Here is a 21146-nt window from a genome sequence, read left to right as displayed (position 1 = left end):
CATCGCCGTTGCGGTTTTCACTTTGCAGGTCGGGGGCATTATGAATACGACTTCATGCGTAGTAGTGGTCGGTTACAACGGCAATCGGGTTCACGACATCCAGAAACTGCGCGAGCTGTGCAAGTCGCTCTACGACGCCAGGCTCATCCTGCTGGTCGAGAAAATTCAGCTCCATGACGACCAGGTGGCCGATCACGTTTGCAGCACTTCGCTGGCCGAGAAAGACGTGGCGGCGTCCCTTGAACTGGTGGTGGGGTGCCTGAATGCCGATAGCTGGAAACTGATCGGCGTGCTGCCGTTTTCCGATCGCGGCGTACTGCTCGGTGCCGCGCTGGCCACTCACTTCGGCCTGCCGGGCATTACCCCAGGCGAAGCGCGGGCGGGCCTGGACAAGCAGATCTTCCGTCGGCTCGAAGCGGCGGCCAGCACCTCTCCCGGAGAATACCGACCGGTGTTTTCCGCGCGGGTCGAAAGCCTGCCGGAACTGCGCCAACGCGTTGTCGAACTGGGCGGCAAGGCCTTCATCAAACCGGCCTGCGAAGGCGCGAGCCGAGGCTGTCGCGTCATCCATCACCCTTCGGAATGCGATGACGCCTGGCTCGCACTGAAGCCCTACCGCGAAGGCGGCATCGTCCTTGAAGCACTGGTGCAGAACGCCCGCGAATACAGCTGGGACTACGTGGCCGGCAGCACTTGGGTGACTGAAAAAACCACCACCGAAGGCGCCTACCGCGCAGAGATCCAGCAAGTCGTCCCCGCACCGCTTTCGGCTGAGGTACAGGCGCGTTTGATGGCAGCCGGTCGGCATATGTCGGCATTGGTATCCCAGGACAATGGTGCCTGGCACAACGAAGTGTTCCTGCGCAGCGACAACCTGACCTGCGCCGTGGAAACCAACATGCGCCCCGGCGGCATGCACATCTGGGATCTGGCCAAACGCGCCTTCGTCAATTTCGATCCGTGGGAACGCTGGGTGCGCTGGGCGGTGGAAGGCAAGACCGAACAGCACGAGCCAGTGGCTCGCGGCTTCTGCGGCATTCGCCTGCTCAGGGCGCCGGATGGCGGCATCTTGCGCGCGACGCCCGACATCGAGGCCCTGGCCCGCGCATTGCGTATCGATCTGGTGGAGGGCCAGTACGCCAAGCGAATCGGCGACTCCGTCAGCGCGTTAGTGAAAGACAACTTCTCATTCATCGGCCACATCGTGCTGTTCAACGAACACTACGGGCAACTGAGCAACGACCTGTTGCGTCTGGCCGAGGCGATTGAGTCACGCATTGAGGTGACTTGCCTGGCACCGGCTACCCGCGCCGTGTGTTGAGCCTGCAAGCACCCGTTTTTTGCACTACTGATTAAGAGGGTTCGATCAATGATCCAGCACATGACCTGCGATGAACGCTTCATCGCCCTGGCTAAAGAGTTTGGCTACGACATCTACGGCGAAAACACCGCAGGCGGGCATTATGCGCCGCTGATCCGTCATCACGATGAGCTGTACATCAGCGGTCTGGTGCCGCGCATGAACGGCAAGATCCATTACCCCGGTCGCGTCGGCCTGGACCTCAGCTTGGCCGATGCGCAAGCGGCGGCCAGCATCAGTGCGATGCGCGGGCTGGCCTTGATCGTCGATGCCATTGGTTCGCTGGACAAGATCAAGTCATTGATCCGGGTAACGGTCTATGTGAAGTCCACGGCGGATTTTGTCGATTTGAGCGAAGTGGCCAACGGCGCCTCGGATGTGTTCAGCCATGTGCTGGGCGATGCCGGTAAACATACCCGCACCACCGTAGGTGTTTACCAGTTACCCAAGAATGCCGCGATAGAAGTGGACATGATTGCCGCCTTGCGCCCCTCGGTTTTGTAAAATGTTTCCCAGCTTTACAGCGCTGAATCGTTAACTTAAGGTTTGGCGCTAAAGTATGGGAAATAAGAAGAAAGGACGTGCGAATGGATAACTTTCAAGGTGCGTTTTTTTCATATAAGGACTTTCGTCAAAGCCTCCACCATCGAACGCCAAGTCCCAAGGTGTGGAAGGGCACTGAACTGGCGGGTATGCGTCAAACCCTTGAAGACAGCGACGTCGATATTGTCGCGTTGGCTCACGACAAAAGCATTGAAGGCTGTGAAGTGACGCCTGGAATGGCGATCGCCATGCAATGGCTGAACCCCGGTGTGACGCTCAACGGTCATGCCCATTCCTGGTGGCATCTGTTTGTTATCCAGTGCGGCAGCGGCGTGATGACCCTCGGCGATGCCGACGGGGTTAACGTCAGTAGCGGCGACGTGCTACTGGTGCCAGCCTGGACCCGGCATGGTTTCGTCAACACCAGTAAACACGAGCCTCTGGCGATGCTGAACATGAGCAACATGCCACAAATGGCACTGCTTTCGAATTTTGCCGACAGCCACGGTCTGATCACCACCCAGCCGTAATTCCCCGCCGTATCTGCCCAGGGAGCCCACTTTTGTGGGCTCCCTTTTTTGTTTTTCAGACCTGCCCCAGGATCCCTTTTTGCAGCAGTTTTGCCGGGATTCTGGCTGCGTGTCTGCCGGTGAAAAACAACGTTCTGTATCGATTGAAACGGACAAATTCTGTATCTATTCAACATTCATTCAACTAACTACGATCACTTCCAATGCACGTCAATTCCTGCAGTTGGTCAATGGAGTGTTATATGGAAAACAGGAAGCTAAAACTGTATGTTGGCGCCGACTATGTCAGCGCTTTTGCGATGTCGGCTTTTGTGGCGCTCAAGGAAAAGCAACTTTCATTTGAACTTGTTACTGTTGATCTAAGAACACGCGAAAACTATCTGTCGAGTTATCGCGATCTTTCGCTGACCTGCAAAATCCCAACGTTAGTTTACGAAGGTTTTGCCTTGTCGGAATCATCGGCGATTGCCGAATACCTCGATGAGCTCTCCCCAGGGCTTAAAAAACTCTATCCGCAGGACATCCAGCAGCGTGCCCGTGCCCGTCAATTGCAGGCCTGGTTGCGCAGTGACTTGCTGGTGGTGCGCAAGGAGCGCCCGTTTGACCTGGTCTACTTCGGTAAAAAAGATCTGCCCCTGAGCGCGGATGCCCGTGTCGCCGTCGAGCGCTTGTTCTTCGTCGCCGAGCATTTGCTGGAAGAGGGCGCCGAGCATCTGTTCGGTGACTGGAGCATTGCCGACACCGACCTGGCAATCATGCTCAACCGACTGGTTGCCAACGGCGATCCGGTGCCGGCGCGGCTCGCGGCGTATGTGCGGCGCCAGTGGGATCGCGACAGCGTCCGGGCGTGGATGGACATAGAGCGCAAAGCGCCGGCCATCGCCTGACAACACCCAGGGCAATCACCAGGAGCGCGGCCATGCAAGGACTGTCGGAGCACGAACGCTACAAACCTTATAACTCACGCACCATCCGCGAATCACCTTACTGGCACAAGTTGACGCCGGCGTTGCAGGAGGCCATGACCGTGGTGGCGCGGGTCATGCCGTTTCGCACCAACGAATACGTGCTGGGCACGCTGATCGACTGGAACAACATTCCGGACGATCCGGTTTTTCGCATGACCTTCCCCCACAAGGACATGTTGCTGGCGGAGGAGTATGCCTCGCTTAAACACCTGATCGAGCAGGATGACAGCGCGGCGATCAAGCGTCGGATCGAGGCGATCTGGCGGCGCATGAACCCGCATCCGGCCGGGCAGTTGACCCACAACGGTGTCACCCTCAACGGAAAAGTTCTGCCGGGCATCCAGCACAAGTACCGCGAGACCGTGCTGTTTTTCCCGGGTGCCGGTCAGACCTGTCACGCGTACTGCACCTTCTGTTTCCGCTGGGCGCAGTTCATTGGCGAAGAAGAACTCAAGTTCAATGCCCGTGAGTCCCAGGAGCTGGTCAGCTACCTGCGGGTGCACACTGAAGTGACTGACGTGCTGATTACCGGCGGCGACCCGATGATCATGAACACCCGCTCCCTGGCCGGTTACATCGAGCCGCTGCTGGATTTGCCGCACCTGAAGAACATCCGCATCGGCACCAAATCCGTGGCGTACTGGCCGCAGCGTTTTGTCAGCGACAAGGATGCACCCGAGCTGCTGGAGCTGTTCCAGCGCATCGTCGCGGCGGGGAAAAACCTGTCGATCATGGGGCACTACAACCACCCGGTGGAGATCCGCCAGACCATCGCCCGCCAGGCCGTCGAGCGTATTCGCTCGACGGGCGCGACGGTGCGCATGCAGGCGCCGCTGATCCGCCACATTAACGAAAACCCCGCCGACTGGGCGGCGCTGTGGACCGAAGGTGTGCGGCTCGGGGCCGTGCCGTATTACATGTTCGTCGAGCGTGACACCGGCCCCAGCCACTACTTCGCGATGCCACTGGCCCGGGCCTTCGAGATCTTCCAGGCGGCGTACCGCACGGTATCGGGGCTTGCGCGCACGGTGCGCGGGCCGTCCATGAGCACCTTCTACGGCAAGGTGTTGATCAACGGCATCGAGACCGTCGCCGGGGAAAAAGTCTTCGTCTTGCAGTTCCTCCAGGCACGCAATCCGCAATGGGTGTTGCGCACGTTCTACGCGCACTTCGATCCGCAAGTGACCTGGTTCGACGACTTGCAACCGGCCTTCGGCGAGCGTGCGTTCTTCTTTCAGACCGAGCTCGCCGCCGTGCCGGAATTGATACCCGTGTTGCTGGAAACGGCGTAGGAAAATTTATGAACAATGGGGAGATATGGATATGAGCAGTATCCCGTTTGATCAGCGCGAGGGCGTTATCTGGCTCGACGGCGAGTTCGTCGAGTGGTCCCGGGCGCAGTTGCATGTGCTGACCCATGGCCTGCATTACGCGAGCACCGTGTATGAAGGCGAGCGGGTCTACAACGGCAGGATCTTCAAGCTGCGCGAACACAGCGAGCGCTTGTATCGCTCGGCGCAACTGATGGACTTTGCCATCCCCTATGCGCTGGCTGAACTGGAGGCGGCCAGCCATGAGTTGCTGCAACGCAACAACGTCGTCGATGGTTACCTGCGCCCGGTGGCCTGGCGTGGCAGCGAGATGATTTCCACCTCGGCGCGTTTCAACCGTGTGCACGTGGCCATCGCGTGCTGGCAGTGGCCGAGCTATTTCGACCCGGCGGCGCGCATGGCCGGTATCCGCTTGAAAACCGCGAGCTGGCGCCGCCCGCCGCCGAGCAGCAGCCCGTTCGAGGCCAAGGCCTCCGGGCATTACCAGATCGCCACGCTGAGCAAGCACGACGCCGAGAACACGGGTTACCACGATGCGCTGATGCTCGACTGGCGTGGCCACGTTGCCGAAGCCACCAGTGCCAATGTGTTCTTCGTCAAAGGCCGGACGCTGCACACCCCGCTGCCGGATTGCTTCCTCAACGGCATCACGCGGCAGACCGTGATCGAACTGGCCAAAGCGCTGGACTATCAGGTCGTCGAGCGCACCATTTTGCCTACGGAGCTTGGTGACTTCGATGAATGCTTTCTCACCGGCACCGCCGCCGAAATCACCCCGGTGCAGAGCATCGATGAGCAACGCTATCGACCGGGTGACGCCTGCCGCGACTTCATTGCCGCGTACACCTCAACCGTCAACGCCGGATAACCCGCCAGGAATCTCACCATGTCAGACCAAGGGATTGTTGCGTCTCAACCTTGCATTTCGCTCGGCCATCGTCATGAAGAGCTGTCGACGTTGGGCTGGACGGTGCTTACCCCGGACGAATTTGCCGATGATGTCGTAGGCACCTTGCGCGAGTTCGGCCCGATCATTCCGCAGTTCAATGGCCAGATGGCGTTTCCCATTACCCGCAAGCCGGGTTACGAAGACTTGCCGTATTCCCAGAGCATGAACGGCATCGGCCCGCACACTGAAGCGCCGGTGTACGGGCCGCCGCCGCACTACCTGGCGTTGCATTGCCATAAACAGGCCACGTGCGGCGGCGGGCACACCGGATTGGTGGACGGCTACGAATTTCTCAAGTCCCTGGAACGCAGCGAACCGCAACTGCGTGAGTGGCTGGATGACACACCGGTAGAATTTGTCGCCACCGCCAAACCGGGTGAGCCGGGACAACGGCGGGTCAAGGAATACATCCTCACGCCTACGGAAGACGGGGATATTTTCCGCTTCAGCTACAACCAGTTTCACTACGGCGACGTGAACCCGTCCAAGGAAGCCCTGCAGCAATCCCTGGTCGCCAACAGCACCTCGCCGCTGGCCAGGTTTGCCGTGCTTGGCGAAGCGTACTTCGTCGAGCACAACGTTCCGGTGCTGATTCCCGACGGATGCCTGCTGATTTGGGACAACTGGCGAATGATCCATGCGCGCAGTCGTTACACTGACCCGGCGCGCCACCTGACCCGCTATTGGCTGGCCTGATTTTTCCGTCGCCCTTCATTTTTTCGGCGTACCCCTTGGCGGGTACGCGCCTTACAGGTATCGCGTCATGCAAACAGCAATCGAGATCGCCCAGGTCGATCATCAACTGATCGTGCGGCTCAACCAGGCCTGGACCAAGCGCGCCACGGTGTGTTCGCCGGACAGGGGCCAGGTCGAAGAAGTGTTCGACCCGGCGCGCCCGGATTACCCGGAATGCATGGTGCCGTTTTTCCATCATCCGAAATTCCAGGCCTTGAGCGACGAACTCAAGAGCAGCGTGGTGACCTGGGGCTGGATCGGCTACAACCTGCGCACCGTCACCGCCGAGGAGCATGTGGTCAATCCGGCGCTGAGCGTCATCGCCAATCAGTACCTTGGCAAGGACGACTGGCATTTTCGCGAGGCCATGCAACAGACCCTGATTGACGAGCACTACCACACGCTGATGCACCTGCGCGCCATCGAGCGGACCAAACTGGAGCGGGCGCTGGATCAGGACCTGGATCTGCCGCCGTCCGTCACTTACCTGCGCCTGAAGGCCTTGCATGCAGAGTTGCCCGAGCAATGGCAGCGGGATCTGGCGGCGATCACTTTTGCGGTGGTGGCCGAGATCAGCGTCAACGCCTATCTCGACTTGCTGGCGGACGACCAGACCATCCAGCCGCAAAATCGCCGGGTGGCCGAACTGCACAACCGTGACGAGTACGCCCACAGCAAGGTGCTGGCCGAAGTGGCGAAGGTCATGTACGCGAACATGCAGCCGGCCCAGCGGGAATTTTTCGCACGCAACCTGTCGGTGGCGCTGAGTGCTTTTATCGCCCAGGACTACTCGATGTGGGAGGCGATTCTGACGCAGCTTGGGGTCGAGGATGCAGCGCTGATCATTGCCGACACCCGCGAGAGCAACAGGAACGCGAACATCATGCGTGACTACAGTGGCCTGCATAAATTGGCCCATGACCTGGGTATCAGCGAGCAGATCGATTTCGACTTCCGTCCGACTCTCAAAACCACCGCAGCGGCCTGAATCCGGAGGTGTCTATGCCCATGCCTGTGTACGAAGTGTTCGCCATCCGCGTCGGTGCCAATGCCCAGCGCACCGCCAAAGAGAACTTTCTCTATGACGCCTGCTGCGGTGATCCGAATGTGCCAATGCCACTGGACTACTACTTCTGGGTCATCCGCAACGAGCAGCAGGTGATCGTGGTCGACACCTGTTTTCAACCGGCCACGGCGCAGCGGCGCAATCGCCAGATGTATCGCCTGCCGGAAGAATCCCTGCGACAACTGGACATTGATCCGGCGCAGGTCGAACACCTGATCCTGACCCATTTGCATTGGGATCATGCCGGCAACCTCGGGCTGTTCCCGAAGGCGACCGTGCATTTGCAGGAAGCGGAACTGCGTTTCTGCACCGGGCCGAAAATGGCCCATCGCACGGTGAACAAAACCTACGAGGTCGAGGATGTGATGTCGGCGCTGCCGCCGCTGTTCGAAGGGCGGATGCGTTTGCACAGCGGTGTTGTCGAGGTACTGCCCGGCGTAACGCTGCACCCGGTGGGCGGGCATACGCCGGGCAGTCAGGTGGTGCGGGTGAATACCGGACGCGGCTGGATTGTGCTGGCCTCGGATGCTGCGCACCTGTGGGTCAACATTCGTGAGCGCAGTCCGTTTCCGATTCTCGATGACCTGGCGCAAACCCTCGAAGCCTTCACCGAGATCGATCGCCTGGCCGACAGCGAAGACCACGTCATCCCCGGTCACGACCCGTTGATCGCCGAGCGTTTCCCGCACTGGAATGACGACCCGCATATCATTTGCCTGCACCAAAACCCTCACTAACCCCACAACCCCCTGTAGGAGCAGCCTTCGGCAGCTCCTACAGGGGATTGTGTTAAGGCTGGTTTTTCAGGATATGGCCGAGGGTCTGCAGTGCCTCATCAATCCGCGGCGAATACGGCGTGCCACAACCAATGCGCACAAAGTGATCGAAGCGATTGGCATTGGAGAAGATATCCCCAGGTGAAATCTGGATGCCGACCTTCAGCGCCTCATGAAAAAACGCCATGGATGAATGCCGGCGAGGCAGTTCCACCCATAACAACGTGCCGCCCTGGGGGGTGGTCACGCGGGTGCCGAGGGGGAAGTAGCGAATAATTGCCTCGCTCATCTGTTGACGTTGTTGGGTCAGGGTTTTGCGCAAACGCCGCAGGTAACGTTCGTAGGACGGTGTGCGCATGAATTCGCTGGCCGCCAATTGTGATAACGCCTCGCACCCCCGTGACTGCGTATGCTTGAGCATTTCCACGCGCTCGTGCCATTTGCCGGCGCTGATCCAGCCCAGGCGCATGCCCGGGGCGAGGGTTTTGTTCAGCGAGGCGCAATAGATCACGTTGTCGGTGCGGTCCCAATGTTTGAGCGTGGACAGCGGCTGCTCGCTGTCCACCAGGTCGCCGTAGGTGTCGTCTTCGATCAGTACGGTATTGTGCTCCGCGCACAGTTTCACCAGTCGTGCCTTGTTGGCGTCGGGCATGATGCTGCCCAGCGGGTTTTGCAGGTTGGGAATGACGATCAATGCCTTGATCCGCTCGGGGCCTTGCAGCAGCCGTTGCAGGGCCGCCAGATTGAGCCCGGTGTGGGCTGAGGCCGGGACTTCCAGCACCCGCAGGTTCAGGCTTTCGAGAATTTGCAGCAGACCGTAGAACGTCGGCGACTCCACGGCCACGGTGTCGCCGGGGCGGGTGACCGCGCGCAAGGCCAGATTGATCGCTTCGGTGGCGCCGTTGGTGATCACGATCCGCTCGGGGGCCAGGTGGGTCCTGCTGGCAAGTGCCCGTCGGGCCAGGATGTTGCGCAATGCGCTGTTGCCGCAGGCGCCGCCCGCGGTGCCGAGCAGGCAGGGTGTCAAGCGCAGTGATTTGATCATGTTGTCTTGCAAGGTTTTCAGCGGATACAGCTCGGGCGCGCAGTAGGCGCTGGCGAAGTTGACCTTGATCGATGCGCGCTGACTGGCCTTGAGCACCGCTGAAACCTGTTCATGGATGCCGACATAGATGCTGGTATCCAGCGTTGGCGCCAAGGCAATCGGGGCGCGCCTGGGCACGGTGTCGGGCTGACGAATGTAGTTGCCGGAGCGCGGCCGGGCTTCCAGTACGCCATAGTCTTCCAGTTCCCGGCACACCTGCACGGCGGTCGACAGGCTGACGGCGTGTTTTTCCATCATCAACCGGATCGAGGGCAGGCGTTCACCGGTTTTCAAGATGCCGCTGCGGATAGCGTCCAGGTAATGGTTGGCCAACTGGCGATACAAGGGGGTCGTGTTCATGATGACCTCAGCAGTTGCACCACCGAGGTCTGGGCTGGAAAGTGAGTTGACGCTCCCTGCAGGCGGACCCGTGGTGCTCATGGGTGAAGGGAAGTGTGGTTCTGGCGTCGATACTGGAAGAGTAATCGCGGATTTGCCCGAATCACGGGCAATAAAAAGCCCCGCACTGATGGCGGGGCTCTTGAGTCAGTCGCTGAAGACCTTGTGGCGAGGTCGCCTTACTGCGCAGCGATGCTATAGCCGTCGAACGCGGTCTGCTGCTGCAGGGCGGTGATGATGTTCTTGCGGTTGACGGCCTGTTCGGCACCGCTGTTGTCCAGGAACGTCTCGCTTTCCAGCTCCGCCTCTTCGCCTTCGCCCACGAAGGTGAAACCGAGGAATTCCAGGGCTTCACGGTCGACGTTCAGGCGCGAGCGCGGGGTGCGCAACGGCAAGGTGACGCTGATGCCGTCCTTGCTGATGGTGAACACTTCGACTTCTTTCTTGGCCTTGGCGGCTTTGCTCTTGCCGCCGCTCGGGTTGCTGATGGCCTGGTGCGTCTGGTTCAGCACCTTCAGGGCCAGGCCGTAGACGATTTCCTGAAACGCCGGGTCGTCCTTGAAGCTGGACAGGATGCGGCTGATCGGGAATTTGCTGCTCAGGTCTTCGAGGGCGGCGATGTCGGCGGCTTCGGCGTCCTTGAGCTGCTTGAGTTCGCCCATCAGTTCGTAGGCTTTGTCATCGTCGAAGCTGTCGTGGGCCTGGCGGATCGCAGCGCGTAGTTCGCGGATCTGGTCGCTTTCGCGGGTGGACTGGAAAGCGTCCAGCACCATCTCGCTGATGGTCTTGGCCTGGGGCATGTGCTGTGAAAGATTGATGGAGTTTTCGTATTCCGCTTTGGACGACAGGGTGACTACGGATTCAGCGGTATTGGAATCGGACATTGAAATTTCACTACTTCTTTGAACTTGAATAGGGGCGAGAAAGCCCGGGGGCTTTTTCAGGTCGCCTAATCTATTGGACCGGGGCGGCGTTGTCACGGATCAACAGGCGGCTGGTCATCTTTTTGCTCCCCTGTAGGAGCGAGCCTGCTCGCGATGGACGTTAACGATAACGCGTTCATTCTGGATGAACGCGGTGCCCTTGAGACCATCGCGAACAGGCTCGCTCCTACAATTGATTCGATGTGTCGCTGATTTTGTGATCGACACATAACCCCTGTGGGAGTGAGCTTGCTCGCGATGCAGGCGCCTCGGTCCGTCAGGCCTGCCGCGGTGTATTCAGGTTCATCGACCGCACCGCCAAGGCAGTCGCCGTTTCCTCATCGATCGGCAACGAAAACCGGAACGTCGCACCGCGCCCCGGCATATCGATCATCTGAATCTCGCGCCCGTGCAATTGCAGGATGCGATGCACGATCCGCAGCCCCAGCCCGCCATCACGCCGTGCGCCGCCGATATTGAACGGCCGCAGGAACAACCCTTCGCGCAGTTCCGGGGCGATGCCGGGGCCGGTATCGCTGACCGTGACTTCGATGAATGAGCCTTGCGGGCGCAGGCCCAGTTCGACCTCGCCCCCCGGCGGGGTATGGCGCAGGGCATTGTCGAACAGGTTGGTCAGCACCCGCTCGATCAAGCCGAGATCAGCACAGGCCGCCGAGGCATTTGGCGCGAACGTGGCCTTGAGTTCGACTTTGCGCGCTTCGGCGGTGAGTTCGAATTTCTGGAAGATGTCCTGGGCCAGGTCGGTCAGGGAGAAGCGCTCCAGCACCGGCTGCACGAAGCCATGCTCCAGGCGCACCAGTTCCAGCAGCGACTGCGCCAGACCACCGACCTTGCGGCTTTGATCCAGCGCGATGCCGAGATAGCGACGGCGGTCGGCAGGGGACAGCGTGGTGTCCTTGAGCGACAGGGTTTCCAGATAACCGTGCAGCGAGGCCAGCGGTGTGCGCAAGTCGTGGGAAATGTTCGCCACCAGTTCGCGGCGCTCCTGATCCTGGCGGGTCAACGAGCGCCATTGTTCGCCCAGGCGTGCCTGCATCTGCCGGAACGCGGCATCGAGCACGGCGATTTCATCGTGGCTGGCGGCTTTTTCCACCGCGACGGGCAGGGCCGGTGTGACCGGCACGCCATCGATGTCGAACTGGCTGACGGTTTCGGTCAGGCGGCGCAACGGCCGGGTGATCAGGGCAAACGCGGTGAGACCGGCGATCAGGCACAGCAGCGCCACCAGTCCGATGGACAACAGCGCTGTGTTGAGCGCCGCGCTGGTCGCACCGCGCTCGGCCAGGCGGTCGTGATCTTCACCGAGCAGCACCACGTAGAGATAACCGGCCGGCTTGCCTTCAACCTTCAGCGGTGCAGCGCTGAACACCTTGCGCGCATCGACGCTGCGCGGGTCGTCGCCGAGGATGGGCAGGGCATCGCCCCGCAGCAAGCGCTGGATCGGCGCCAGGTCGACCTGTTCGCGACGGATCCGGCCTTCGGGCGCGGCGCTGCCGACAATCTTGCCTGCGGAGTCGAGCAGGTACACCTCGACGCTGGGGTTGACCTGCATCAGTTTGCTGAACAGGTCGCGCACGGCGTTGGGCATCAGGCCCTGGGTGTCCATCAGCACCGTGTCACTGGCGATGTGCTGCGCCAGGTCCCGGGACAGCCCTTGCACCACTTCCTGCTCATGCATCTGGTTGGAGCGCACCTGCAACCACGCCGAGGTGCCGCAGCACACCAGCAGCAGCACGGCGAACACCAGGGACAGGCGTTGCGTCAGGGTCAGCCTCATGGCTGCGGCTCCTCACCGGTGGCGAATTTGTAGCCGCGACCCCAGACCGTGAGGATGCGCACCGGTTGCGCCGGGTCGGCCTCGATCTTGGCGCGCAGGCGGTTGATGTGGGTGTTGACCGTGTGCTCGTAGCCTTCGTGGCTGTAACCCCACACGGCATTGAGCAGGTCCATGCGCGAAAACACCTTGCCGGGCTGGCGGGCGAAGAAATACAGCAAGTCGAACTCCCGGGGCGTGAGGTCCAGGCGCCGTCCGTCGAGGGACACTTCGCGGGTGATCGGGTCGATGGCCAGGCCGTCGGTGAGCAGGCTGCCGGCGTCCATCTTCAGGTTGCGCGCCATGGCATCGACCCGGCGCAGCAGCGCCTTGACCCGGGCCACCAGCTCGAGCATGGAAAAGGGCTTGGCCAGATAGTCGTCGGCACCCAGTTCCAGGCCGAGAATCCGGTGTACTTCGCTGGAGCGCGCGCTGGTGATGATGATCGGCGTGTAGCGCGCCATGGCCCGGGCGCGGCGGCAGATTTCCAGGCCGTCGACACCGGGCAGCATCAGGTCCAGGACCAGTGCGTCCCAGTTGCCTTGCTGCAGCAGGCGCATGCCTTCATCGCCATCGGCGCTGTGCACCACCTCGAACTGCTCATCGCGAAGATGCAGGCAGATCAGGTCGGCGATATGCATATCGTCCTCGACCACCAGGACGCGTTTGGTCGGTTCCATACAGCTCAATCCTTCAGCGCAATGTGCGCATTGTGCGAAATGCCACTGTAGGAGCGAGCTTGCTCGCGAAAAACCTGAGGACGCCGCGGGGCGTCAGGCATCCCGCGTCATCGTTGGCCTCCATCGCGAGCAAGCTCGCTCCTACAGCTGTGGCATACGCATTGTGCGGGTTTTTCGGGGGCCGAGTTATCACGAATTGTTTAACTTCCCGTGAGGATTTGGCGATCACCCAAAGCCTAGGCTGTGTTCCATGAAACACCCCTGGATTTTTTGGAGACGAGCATGTTTTCACGACGGCAATTTCTTCTAGTGAGCGGCGGACTGGGGGTGGCAACCCTGGCGATCGGCCTGTTGCCGAAGTTTTCCACAGGCACCGCATTAATCAGCGAGGCCAGCGCAGCGGAGGCATTCGAAGTGACCCACAGTGACAAAGAATGGCACGCCATCCTCAGTGACGAGCAGTACGACATCCTGCGCGAAGAGGGTACCGAACGGGCCTACAGCAGCCCGCTGAACAACGAGCACCGCGATGGCACTTTCGTCTGTGCCGGTTGCGAGTTGCTGCTGTTTTCCTCGGCCACCAAATTCGACAGCCGCACCGGTTGGCCGAGTTTCTGGGCGCCGCTGGACAAGGCCGTGGCGACCCGCCAGGACCGTGCGTTCGGCATGGTCCGCGAAGAGGTTCACTGCCGGCGTTGCGGCGGGCATCTGGGGCATGTCTTCGACGACGGCCCGAAACCCACCGGCCTGCGTTACTGCATGAACGGCCTGGCGATGAAATTCGTGCCCAAGACGGTGTGATTCCCTACCACTCACTTTTTGCAGGTAATCGCCATGTGGCTGCTGGTCCTCGCTTATCTCGGTGGTGTGCTGACGATTGTCAGCCCGTGCATTCTGCCGGTGTTGCCGTTTGTCTTCGCCCGCACCGGGCAACCCTTCGTCAAAAGCGGCTTGCCGCTGTTGGTGGGCATGGCGCTGACGTTCGCGCTGGTCGCCACGTTGGCGGCGGTGGGCGGTGGCTGGGTGGTGCAGCTCAACCAGTACGGACGCTGGCTGGCGCTGGTGTTCGTCGCGTTGTTCGGTCTGACGTTGTTGCTGCCGCAATTGGCTGAGCGCCTGACCCGGCCGCTGGTGGCGGCGGGCAGTCGTTTGTCGGAGGCGGCGGGTGCCGATGCGCGGCCACGTCCCGGTGCTTCGCTCCTGATCGGCGTGGCCACCGGCCTGTTGTGGGCGCCCTGCGCCGGGCCGATCCTCGGTTTGCTGTTGACCGGTGCAGCGCTGCAAGGCGCCAGCATTCAAACCACCTTTTTGCTGCTGGCGTATGCCGCCGGTGCCGCTACGTCCCTCGCGCTGGCCTTGTTTCTGGGCGGCAAAGTCTTCACCGCGATGAAGCGCTCGATTGGCGCGGGCGAATGGGTGCGTCGCGGTCTTGGCGCGGCGATGCTGGCCGGTGTGGCGGCGATTGCCCTGGGCCTGGATACGGGGGTTCTGGCGCGGTTTTCCACAGCGTCTACCGGCGGTATCGAACAAGCGTTGGTGGAGAAACTGTCCGGCAAATCGCTGCGTAACAGCGGGGCGCTACTAGCGCAGAACACGACCTCTGAGGGCGCGGTGCAAGTGGCCGAGAAATCCCCAGGCACCTTGCCGGTCGAAGGCAACCTGCCGCCACTGGAGGGCGCCGTGCAATGGCTCAACTCGCCACCCCTCGATGCCCAGGCCTTGAAAGGCAAGGTCGTGTTGGTGGATTTCTGGACCTACTCCTGCATCAACTGCCTGCGTTCGCTGCCCTATGTGAAAGCCTGGGCCGAAAAATATCGTGATCAGGGCCTGGTGGTGATCGGTGTGCATGCGCCGGAGTTTGCCTTCGAGCGCGACGTCAGCAACGTCACCAAAGCCATGAAGGACCTGGGCATCACCTACCCGGTGGCCATCGATAACGAATTCAAGATCTGGCGCGCCTTCAACAACGAGTACTGGCCGGCGCATTACTTTGCCGACGCCCAGGGACGTATTCGTTATCACCACTTCGGCGAAGGCGCGTACGACGAGTCGGAGCGGATCATTCAGCAATTGCTGCGTGAGGCCGGTTCGACCAAGGTGTCGGACGGGCTGATCAACGCCAAGGCCGACGGCGTGCAAATGGCCCCGGACAACAGCGAAGTGCAGTCGCCGGAAACCTACGTCGGCTATCAACGTGCCGAGCATTTCGTGCCGGAAACCGCGCTGGTGCCGGACAAGCTGGCGGCCTACAACCCGCCGACGCAACTGGGCCTCAACGACTGGAGCCTGGACGGCCAGTGGCATGTCGGCCCGGAGCGGGCCACCGCCAGCGCACCGGCCAGCCGCATCGTCTATCGCTTCCACGCCCGTGATTTGCATTTGGTGCTCGGCCCTGGCGCCGATGGCAAACCGGTGCGCTTCAAGGTGCTGATCGACGGCAAGGCGCCGGGCGACGACCACGGCATGGACGTGACCCCCGATGGCAGCGGCACCGTGACCGACCAGCGCTTGTATCAACTGGTGCGCCAGAGCGGCGGCGTGACCGACCGGACCTTCAGCATAGAGTTTCTTGATCCGGGCGCGTCGGCTTACGCCTTCACCTTCGGCTGATTACTTTCCAACGCTTCAGGAGTTCGCCCCATGAAAACCCTCTTTACCTGGCGCCGTACCCTGTTGGGGCTGGCGGCTGCCGGCATCATCAGCCAATGCTCGGCCTTCTCGTTCGGCGGTGCCGAAGAGGCGGTGATCATCCCACCACCGGCCCTCGACGAAACCACCCAGGCCCATAGTGAAACCGCCGTGTTCGCCGGTGGTTGTTTCTGGGGTGTTCAAGGGGTGTTCCAGCATGTCAAAGGTGTGAAGAATGCCGTCTCCGGCTACGCAGGCGGGGCGGCCAATACTGCGCAGTACGAGCGCGTCAGCGACGGCAATACCGGCCATGCGGAGTCGGTCGAAGTGACCTTCGATCCTGCTCAGGTCAGCTACGGCACCTTGCTGCAGATCTACTTTTCGGTGGCCCACAACCCGACCGAACTCAACCGCCAGGGACCGGACAGCGGCACCCAGTATCGTTCGGCGATCTTTACCAAAAGCACTGAGCAGCAGCGGGTCGCACAGGCTTACATCACCCAGCTCGACGCCGCCCATGCCTTCGACAAGCCGATCGTCACCAAGCTTGAAACCTTCAACGGTTTCTACCCGGCGGAGGAAGAACATCAGGATTTCCTGACCGAGCATCCGACCTATCCGTACATCGTGATCAACGATTTGCCGAAGGTCGCGCAGTTGAAGCAGCTGTACCCGAATCGTTTTCAGGAGCAGCCGGTGCTGGTGAAGGCGGGGATGTAAATGGCGATCAGCGACTGCATGGCCTGTTCGGCCGGCTAGTGCTTGCCCCACCTCTGTACGGCGAATTCGACGAAACGCCGCAGTTTCGGCAAACGGTGGCGATCCTGGGCATAGACCAGGTGCATCGGTCGACTGGGCGGGCAGTAGTCGGGCATCAAGGCCAGCAGCTTTCCGTCCTTGAGGTCCTGTTCGACCAAGGCATCGGGCATCATCACGATGCCCATGCCGGTTCGCGCTGCCTGATGCAGTCCGGCCGAACTGTTGATCAGTATCGGCCCACTGACCCCCACGCTGACTTCGCCATCGGGACCGGCCAGACGCCATTCCTTTTGCACAGATTGCCAGTCATCGCCGGCCGGATAGGCAAAGGACAGGCAGTCGTGGTGTCGCAGGTCTTCAGGCGTTTGCGGAGTGCCCCGACGGGCCAGATATTCCGGTGACGCGCACATGGTCAGGGTGTAGTCGATCAGCGGGCGGGCGATCAGGCTGGAGGGTTCCAGCGCGCCGAGGCGAAACGCCACATCCAGACCGTTTTCCAGCAGATCCGGGCGCCGGTTGGTCAGCACCACGTCGAGTTTCACCCGCGGGTTTTGCCGGCTGAACTCGCTCAGTGCCGGCGCCAAACGCTCGGTACCGAAGGTCAAGGGTGCGGTGATGCGCAAGATGCCGCTCGGTTCGTCCAGCGTCTGCTCGGCCAGTCGCTCGGAATCGGCCACCAGTCCCAGCACTTCCAGGCAGCGCTGGTAATACGCGGCGCCGAACTCAGTCAGCCGCTGGCGCCGTGTCGTGCGGTTGAGCAGGCGCACACCCAGCCGTTGCTCCAGGGCCTTGAGGTGATTGCCGACCATGGTCGTGGACATTTCGCACTGCAAGGCGGCGGCGGTCATGCTGCCGGTCTCTACCACTTTGACGTAGACGGTCATTGCCTGGAACAGATCCATTATCAAGCTCGGCTTTTAAATGATTGAAGTTTTACAGTGTTTATCCAGCTCTGGTGGCTAACCATACTGCAAAAACACCGACCCTTGCTGGAGCTTGATGTCATGACCGCCGCCTGCCTGATGAGCACTTACCAACCCTTGGCCTTGAGTTTCAACAAGGGCCTGGGCACTCGCCTGTGGGATCAGGCCGGTCGCGAATACCTGGATGCGGTCGCCGGTGTGGCGGTGACCAACGTCGGCCACTCCCACCCGAAAATCGTTGCCGCCATCGTTGAACAGGCTGGGTTACTGCTGCACACCTCGAACCTCTACAGCATCGACTGGCAGCAACGGCTGGCGCAGAAACTGACGCGGCTGGCGGGCATGGACCGCGCGTTCTTCAACAACTCCGGGGCCGAAGCCAACGAAACCGCACTGAAAATCGCCCGGCTGCATGGCTGGCACAAGGGCATCGAGCAGCCGCTGGTGGTAGTCATGGAGAACGCGTTCCATGGCCGCACCCTCGGCACCTTGTCGGCCAGCGATGGCCCGGCGGTGCGCCTGGGTTTCAACAAGCTGCCGGGGGATTTCGTCAAAGTGCCGTTCGGCGACCTCGACGCGCTGGACAAGGTGCAACAGGCCTTTGGCTCGCGGATCGTGGCGATCCTGATGGAGCCGATCCAGGGCGAAAGCGGCGTGCAACTGGCGCCACCGGGCTATCTCAAGGCCGTGCGCGAACTGTGCAGCCGGCGCTCATGGCTGTTGATGCTCGATGAAATCCAGACTGGCATCGGCCGCACCGGCCAGTGGTTCGCGTTCCAGCACGAAGGCATCGTCCCGGACGTCATGACCCTGGCCAAAGGCCTGGGCAACGGCGTGCCCATCGGCGCCTGCCTGGCCCGTGGCAAGGCGGCCGAACTCTTCACGCCGGGCAGCCACGGCAGTACGTTCGGCGGTAATCCGCTGGCCTGCCGGGTCGGTTGCACGGTGCTGGATATCGTTGAAGAACAAGGGCTGCTGGAAAACGCCCGGCTTCAGGGGGAACGCCTGATCGAAAGATTGCGTACAGAACTGGCGGGCAACCCGAACGTCTCGCAAATCCGCGGCCAGGGCCTGATGATCGGCATCGAACTCAAGCAACCGATCCGCGACCTGAGCCTGATCGCCGCCCGGGATCATGGCTTGCTGATCAACGTCACGCGAGGCAAAACCATTCGCCTGCTACCGCCGCTGACCATTGATGAGCGGGAGGTGGAGATGATTGTCAGGGGGGTGAGGGGCGTGGTGAAAGAGGGATGAAGTTCTGCTCAGTAATGGTATCTGCACATCACGACGCGTATTTCGCCGTCTTCAACGGCGTAGACCAGACGATGTTCGGCCGTAATCCGGCGTGACCAGAATCCGCTCAAGTTATGCTTGAGCGGTTCGGGTTTTCCCAGTCCGTCGAAAGGCTCACGCTGGATAGCCTTGATCAACAGGTTGATACGTTTGAGCCCTGCCTTATCGTTCTGCTGGAACCAGAGATAATCGTCCCAGGCTTCAGGAGTGAACTCGATATTCATTCTTCAATCAGTTGCCTGGTTTTGGTTTTGCCCGCTCGCAGGTTGGCGATGGACTTGATCAGGCGTTCAGCGTTGGCTGGGGAGCGCAGCAGATAGGCTGTCTCTTCGAGAGCGTTGTATTCGGCCAATGACATCATCACCACCGGCTCGCCTTTCTGACGGGTTACCAGTAGCGGGGCGCGATCTTCATTCACCCGGTCCATGGTTTGCGCCAGGTGTGCCCGAGCGTTGGTGTAGTTGATGGTTTCCATCTGATTGTCCTCGCTTGATGCAGAGAACGTACAGAAATGAGTACATGTTAGCAAGGTGATACCTACGATCGGTTGTGACGTGGAAAGTGCATCCACGCTTGTATCGAGTATCGCCGAATGTTCCTCAGGACGTTTCCGTGACTGATGTAATCCCATTCTGAGCTACACGCCATCCATCAGGATTGTCCGACCGAAGCTGCGAAAATTTACGAGTGATGAACCAGCGCCGCGATTTCCTTCCGATCCCGCAGACGGATTTTCGCACCGCAAAACTCCTCGAACAGTCGTTGATGCGCCGCAAACCCACTTGACCCCAGCCGCAGGCGATAACTGCCCGCCCACTCCAGCAAGGCGATCAGCAACAGGTCCTGCTCATCGCGCCCGGCCTCGCGTTGTCGAATGTTGGCCACGCAATCCTCGTCCCCGACGCTCAGCCATATCAGCGCAGTCGCCCGTGGCAGGATTTCGCTGGCGATCCAGCCATACACGCCTTCGATCACCCAGCGCTCTTGTTCGGCCGCGATCCGCGCCATGGTCAATGCTTCGGCGCGGGGGCGGGGGATGCTGTGTTCGTCGGACAGCCAGTGAATCCAGTCGAGATCGGTCCAGGGCACACGCAGTTGCTCGGCCAGCCGCTGCGCCAGCCAGCTTTTGCCGGAACCGGAATTACCGATGATCAGGGTTCGGGTGAGGTCCATGAGCGACTCCGATCAATTGTGGGTACGAACCTGCTCGCGAAAGCGGTGCTTCAGTCAGCATTGATGTTGGATGTGCTGGTCTTACCGCGGGCAAGCCTACAGGTACACCAGAATCCGCCGGCCTGCGCGCCTTGAGGTCTATCGGTAACTTGCCGTGCGTCACTGCTCATCATTTCTGTAAGCCCTTTTATAGTGTCATGTTTTAGACATTGCCGTGATGTGGGAGGCTGTAGTAAGGGCGATCAGGTTGGCTCTGTTGTGAGTCGGGCTTACCTTTACTGTCGGGCTCAGGAAATCTATGTGATAACCAGAAGAACCGTCCCCGATTGCTATATGAACGCCATTAATCCCTTCGTTTAATTGAGAGTTGATTTTGTAGTTAATGCTATTTGCGATTGTGTCGTTTACTCCAATAGCAAACTCAGTCAGCTTGAGGCCTCTAGGCCCTGCTGCAAGATCCAATAGTTTTATGTGTTCATTGCCATTTATCTTCAGTGATGTGATTGTGTTGTCTTCAATGGTCAATAGTGCACCTTCTTCAGATATGCGATCGCTCAACCATTTTAAAGAAATATTTAAGCCTTCTGGTAAAGCAGGGTTGGATCTTCTAAGAACTGTAAGTATTCCGGCTATTTTCAAGGTTCCGTGAAAGGAAAATGGACTCGGATCTTGTGGATTCATGTGAGCATAATGAACTTCAAAAAACTCCGCCACGGAATGAATGAAATCGTTTTCTATATCCTCCGTAATCAAAGCATAAGGCTGAGCGTGAGGGGCTATCGTTATTTGCGCGTCAGCGTCATTTTCAGTCAAGAAAAATGAGTTGTGTGAATTGAGCATGTTCAGTACACGTCTTTGTGTGCTTAGTGCTCGTTGAAAGTCGCTTACCAATAATAGATTGAAACTATAAAGTGCTGCTTTTAAAGTAGGCTCGAATACTTGTGTTGCGCAAAAGATGCTTTTTTTGTGTTTGGTGTTTTTCGCAATTTCAAATGTCTTTTTCGCTGCGTCATTAGTGAATGAAAAGATGATGCTGTTTTTGGGGAGACTGTCGATGTCAGAGATGTTGAGTGTCTTGAATCCTAATTTAGAGCACTCTTGGAGGAACTCCTCAAAGTCCGAAATTATAGAAGGCTCTTCTTGGCCAAAGAGCGTTTTTATCATCGTCCTGGATAACATTGGTACCTCC

22 protein-coding genes are annotated in these 21146 nt (G+C 59.9%); 13 read left to right on the top strand and 9 right to left on the bottom strand.

Going from position 1 to position 21146, the window contains the following annotated elements; translation table 11 throughout:
• The first annotated feature begins 40 nt into the window (after positions 1–40).
• The 9 genes from AC1DKH_RS08695 (at position 41) to AC1DKH_RS08655 (ending at position 8219) form a co-directional block, all read left to right on the top strand.
• Complete coding sequence (locus AC1DKH_RS08695; RefSeq protein ID WP_477763251.1) at positions 41–1321, top strand: ATP-grasp domain-containing protein; 1281 nt, start codon at positions 41–43, stop codon at positions 1319–1321.
• A 48-nt stretch (positions 1322–1369) separates the two neighbouring features.
• A complete protein-coding gene (locus AC1DKH_RS08690; RefSeq protein WP_150727357.1) occupies positions 1370–1864 on the top strand; it encodes a RidA family protein in 495 nt (164 codons plus the stop codon).
• Positions 1865–1947: 83 nt separating this feature from the next.
• Positions 1948–2433 carry a cupin domain-containing protein gene (locus AC1DKH_RS08685; RefSeq protein WP_477753553.1) on the top strand — a complete coding sequence of 162 codons (486 nt, stop codon included), beginning with the start codon at positions 1948–1950 and terminating at the stop codon, positions 2431–2433.
• A 242-nt stretch (positions 2434–2675) separates the two neighbouring features.
• Positions 2676–3320 carry a glutathione transferase gene (yfcF, locus tag AC1DKH_RS08680; RefSeq protein WP_477753552.1) on the top strand — a complete coding sequence of 215 codons (645 nt, stop codon included), beginning with the start codon at positions 2676–2678 and terminating at the stop codon, positions 3318–3320.
• A 32-nt stretch (positions 3321–3352) separates the two neighbouring features.
• Positions 3353–4693, top strand: a complete 1341-nt coding sequence (locus AC1DKH_RS08675) for a KamA family radical SAM protein (protein WP_477797962.1) — start codon at positions 3353–3355, stop codon at positions 4691–4693.
• 31 nt (positions 4694–4724) lie between these two features.
• Positions 4725–5600: a branched-chain amino acid aminotransferase gene (locus AC1DKH_RS08670; protein ID WP_477797961.1), complete on the top strand. Its 876-nt coding sequence runs from the start codon at positions 4725–4727 to the stop codon at positions 5598–5600.
• An 18-nt stretch (positions 5601–5618) separates the two neighbouring features.
• Positions 5619–6377, top strand: a complete 759-nt coding sequence (locus AC1DKH_RS08665) for a TauD/TfdA family dioxygenase (protein ID WP_477797960.1) — start codon at positions 5619–5621, stop codon at positions 6375–6377.
• Positions 6378–6444: 67 nt separating this feature from the next.
• Complete coding sequence (locus tag AC1DKH_RS08660) at positions 6445–7404, top strand: diiron oxygenase (RefSeq protein WP_477753548.1); 960 nt, start codon at positions 6445–6447, stop codon at positions 7402–7404.
• 14 nt (positions 7405–7418) lie between these two features.
• Positions 7419–8219: an N-acyl homoserine lactonase family protein gene (locus AC1DKH_RS08655; protein WP_477797959.1), complete on the top strand. Its 801-nt coding sequence runs from the start codon at positions 7419–7421 to the stop codon at positions 8217–8219.
• 52 nt (positions 8220–8271) lie between these two features.
• On the opposite strand, the gene AC1DKH_RS08650 is transcribed toward AC1DKH_RS08655, so the two are convergent.
• From AC1DKH_RS08650 to AC1DKH_RS08635, 4 genes are all read right to left on the bottom strand, one after another.
• Positions 8272–9702 carry an aminotransferase-like domain-containing protein gene (locus AC1DKH_RS08650; RefSeq protein WP_477797958.1) on the bottom strand — a complete coding sequence of 477 codons (1431 nt, stop codon included), beginning with the start codon at positions 9700–9702 and terminating at the stop codon, positions 8272–8274.
• Positions 9703–9920: 218 nt separating this feature from the next.
• A complete protein-coding gene (locus AC1DKH_RS08645) occupies positions 9921–10625 on the bottom strand; it encodes a hypothetical protein (protein WP_477753545.1) in 705 nt (234 codons plus the stop codon).
• 316 nt (positions 10626–10941) lie between these two features.
• On the bottom strand, positions 10942–12462 hold the full coding sequence (locus AC1DKH_RS08640) for a sensor histidine kinase (RefSeq protein WP_477797957.1): 1521 nt from the start codon (positions 12460–12462) through the stop codon (positions 10942–10944).
• On the bottom strand, positions 12459–13178 hold the full coding sequence (locus tag AC1DKH_RS08635; protein ID WP_477797956.1) for a response regulator transcription factor: 720 nt from the start codon (positions 13176–13178) through the stop codon (positions 12459–12461). Before AC1DKH_RS08635 ends, AC1DKH_RS08640 begins: the two co-directional genes overlap by 4 nt.
• Before the next feature lie 282 nt (positions 13179–13460).
• Here AC1DKH_RS08635 and msrB point away from each other — a divergent pair, with 282 nt between their 5' ends.
• The 3 genes from msrB to msrA are packed head-to-tail and all read left to right on the top strand — an operon-like array spanning position 13461 to position 16526.
• Entirely contained in the window at positions 13461–13979 is a 519-nt protein-coding gene (gene msrB, locus AC1DKH_RS08630) for a peptide-methionine (R)-S-oxide reductase MsrB (RefSeq protein ID WP_477753543.1), read from the top strand.
• Between the two features lie 33 nt (positions 13980–14012).
• Entirely contained in the window at positions 14013–15788 is a 1776-nt protein-coding gene (locus AC1DKH_RS08625) for a cytochrome c biogenesis protein DipZ (RefSeq protein ID WP_477797955.1), read from the top strand.
• A 30-nt stretch (positions 15789–15818) separates the two neighbouring features.
• On the top strand, positions 15819–16526 hold the full coding sequence (gene msrA, locus AC1DKH_RS08620; RefSeq protein ID WP_477797954.1) for a peptide-methionine (S)-S-oxide reductase MsrA: 708 nt from the start codon (positions 15819–15821) through the stop codon (positions 16524–16526).
• Between the two features lie 35 nt (positions 16527–16561).
• Here the strand turns inward: msrA and AC1DKH_RS08615 are convergent, their stop codons facing one another.
• The gene (locus AC1DKH_RS08615; RefSeq protein ID WP_477797953.1) at positions 16562–17467 is read right to left on the bottom strand and encodes a LysR family transcriptional regulator; all 906 of its coding nucleotides are present in this window, start codon (positions 17465–17467) and stop codon (positions 16562–16564) included.
• Between the two features lie 102 nt (positions 17468–17569).
• On the opposite strand from AC1DKH_RS08615, the gene AC1DKH_RS08610 reads away from it, so the two are divergent.
• Positions 17570–18745, top strand: coding sequence for an acetylornithine/succinylornithine family transaminase (locus AC1DKH_RS08610; RefSeq protein WP_477797952.1), 1176 nt, complete (start codon positions 17570–17572; stop codon positions 18743–18745).
• 8 nt (positions 18746–18753) lie between these two features.
• On the opposite strand, the gene AC1DKH_RS08605 is transcribed toward AC1DKH_RS08610, so the two are convergent.
• The 4 genes from AC1DKH_RS08605 to AC1DKH_RS08590 all read right to left on the bottom strand — a co-directional run bounded on the left by AC1DKH_RS08605 (position 18754) and on the right by AC1DKH_RS08590 (position 21136).
• Positions 18754–19008 carry a Txe/YoeB family addiction module toxin gene (locus AC1DKH_RS08605; RefSeq protein WP_015093589.1) on the bottom strand — a complete coding sequence of 85 codons (255 nt, stop codon included), beginning with the start codon at positions 19006–19008 and terminating at the stop codon, positions 18754–18756.
• On the bottom strand, positions 19005–19259 hold the full coding sequence (locus AC1DKH_RS08600; protein ID WP_218429407.1) for a type II toxin-antitoxin system prevent-host-death family antitoxin: 255 nt from the start codon (positions 19257–19259) through the stop codon (positions 19005–19007). Before AC1DKH_RS08600 ends, AC1DKH_RS08605 begins: the two co-directional genes overlap by 4 nt.
• 206 nt (positions 19260–19465) lie before the next feature.
• Positions 19466–19957: a P-loop NTPase family protein gene (locus tag AC1DKH_RS08595; RefSeq protein WP_477797951.1), complete on the bottom strand. Its 492-nt coding sequence runs from the start codon at positions 19955–19957 to the stop codon at positions 19466–19468.
• Between the two features lie 195 nt (positions 19958–20152).
• On the bottom strand, positions 20153–21136 hold the full coding sequence (locus tag AC1DKH_RS08590) for a CgnE/CgnB domain-containing protein (RefSeq protein WP_477797950.1): 984 nt from the start codon (positions 21134–21136) through the stop codon (positions 20153–20155).
• Positions 21137–21146: the final 10 nt, after the last annotated feature.

Source organism: Pseudomonas sp. 05L36 (assembly GCF_056398125.1).
This window is presented reverse-complemented; position numbering and strand designations above follow the sequence as displayed.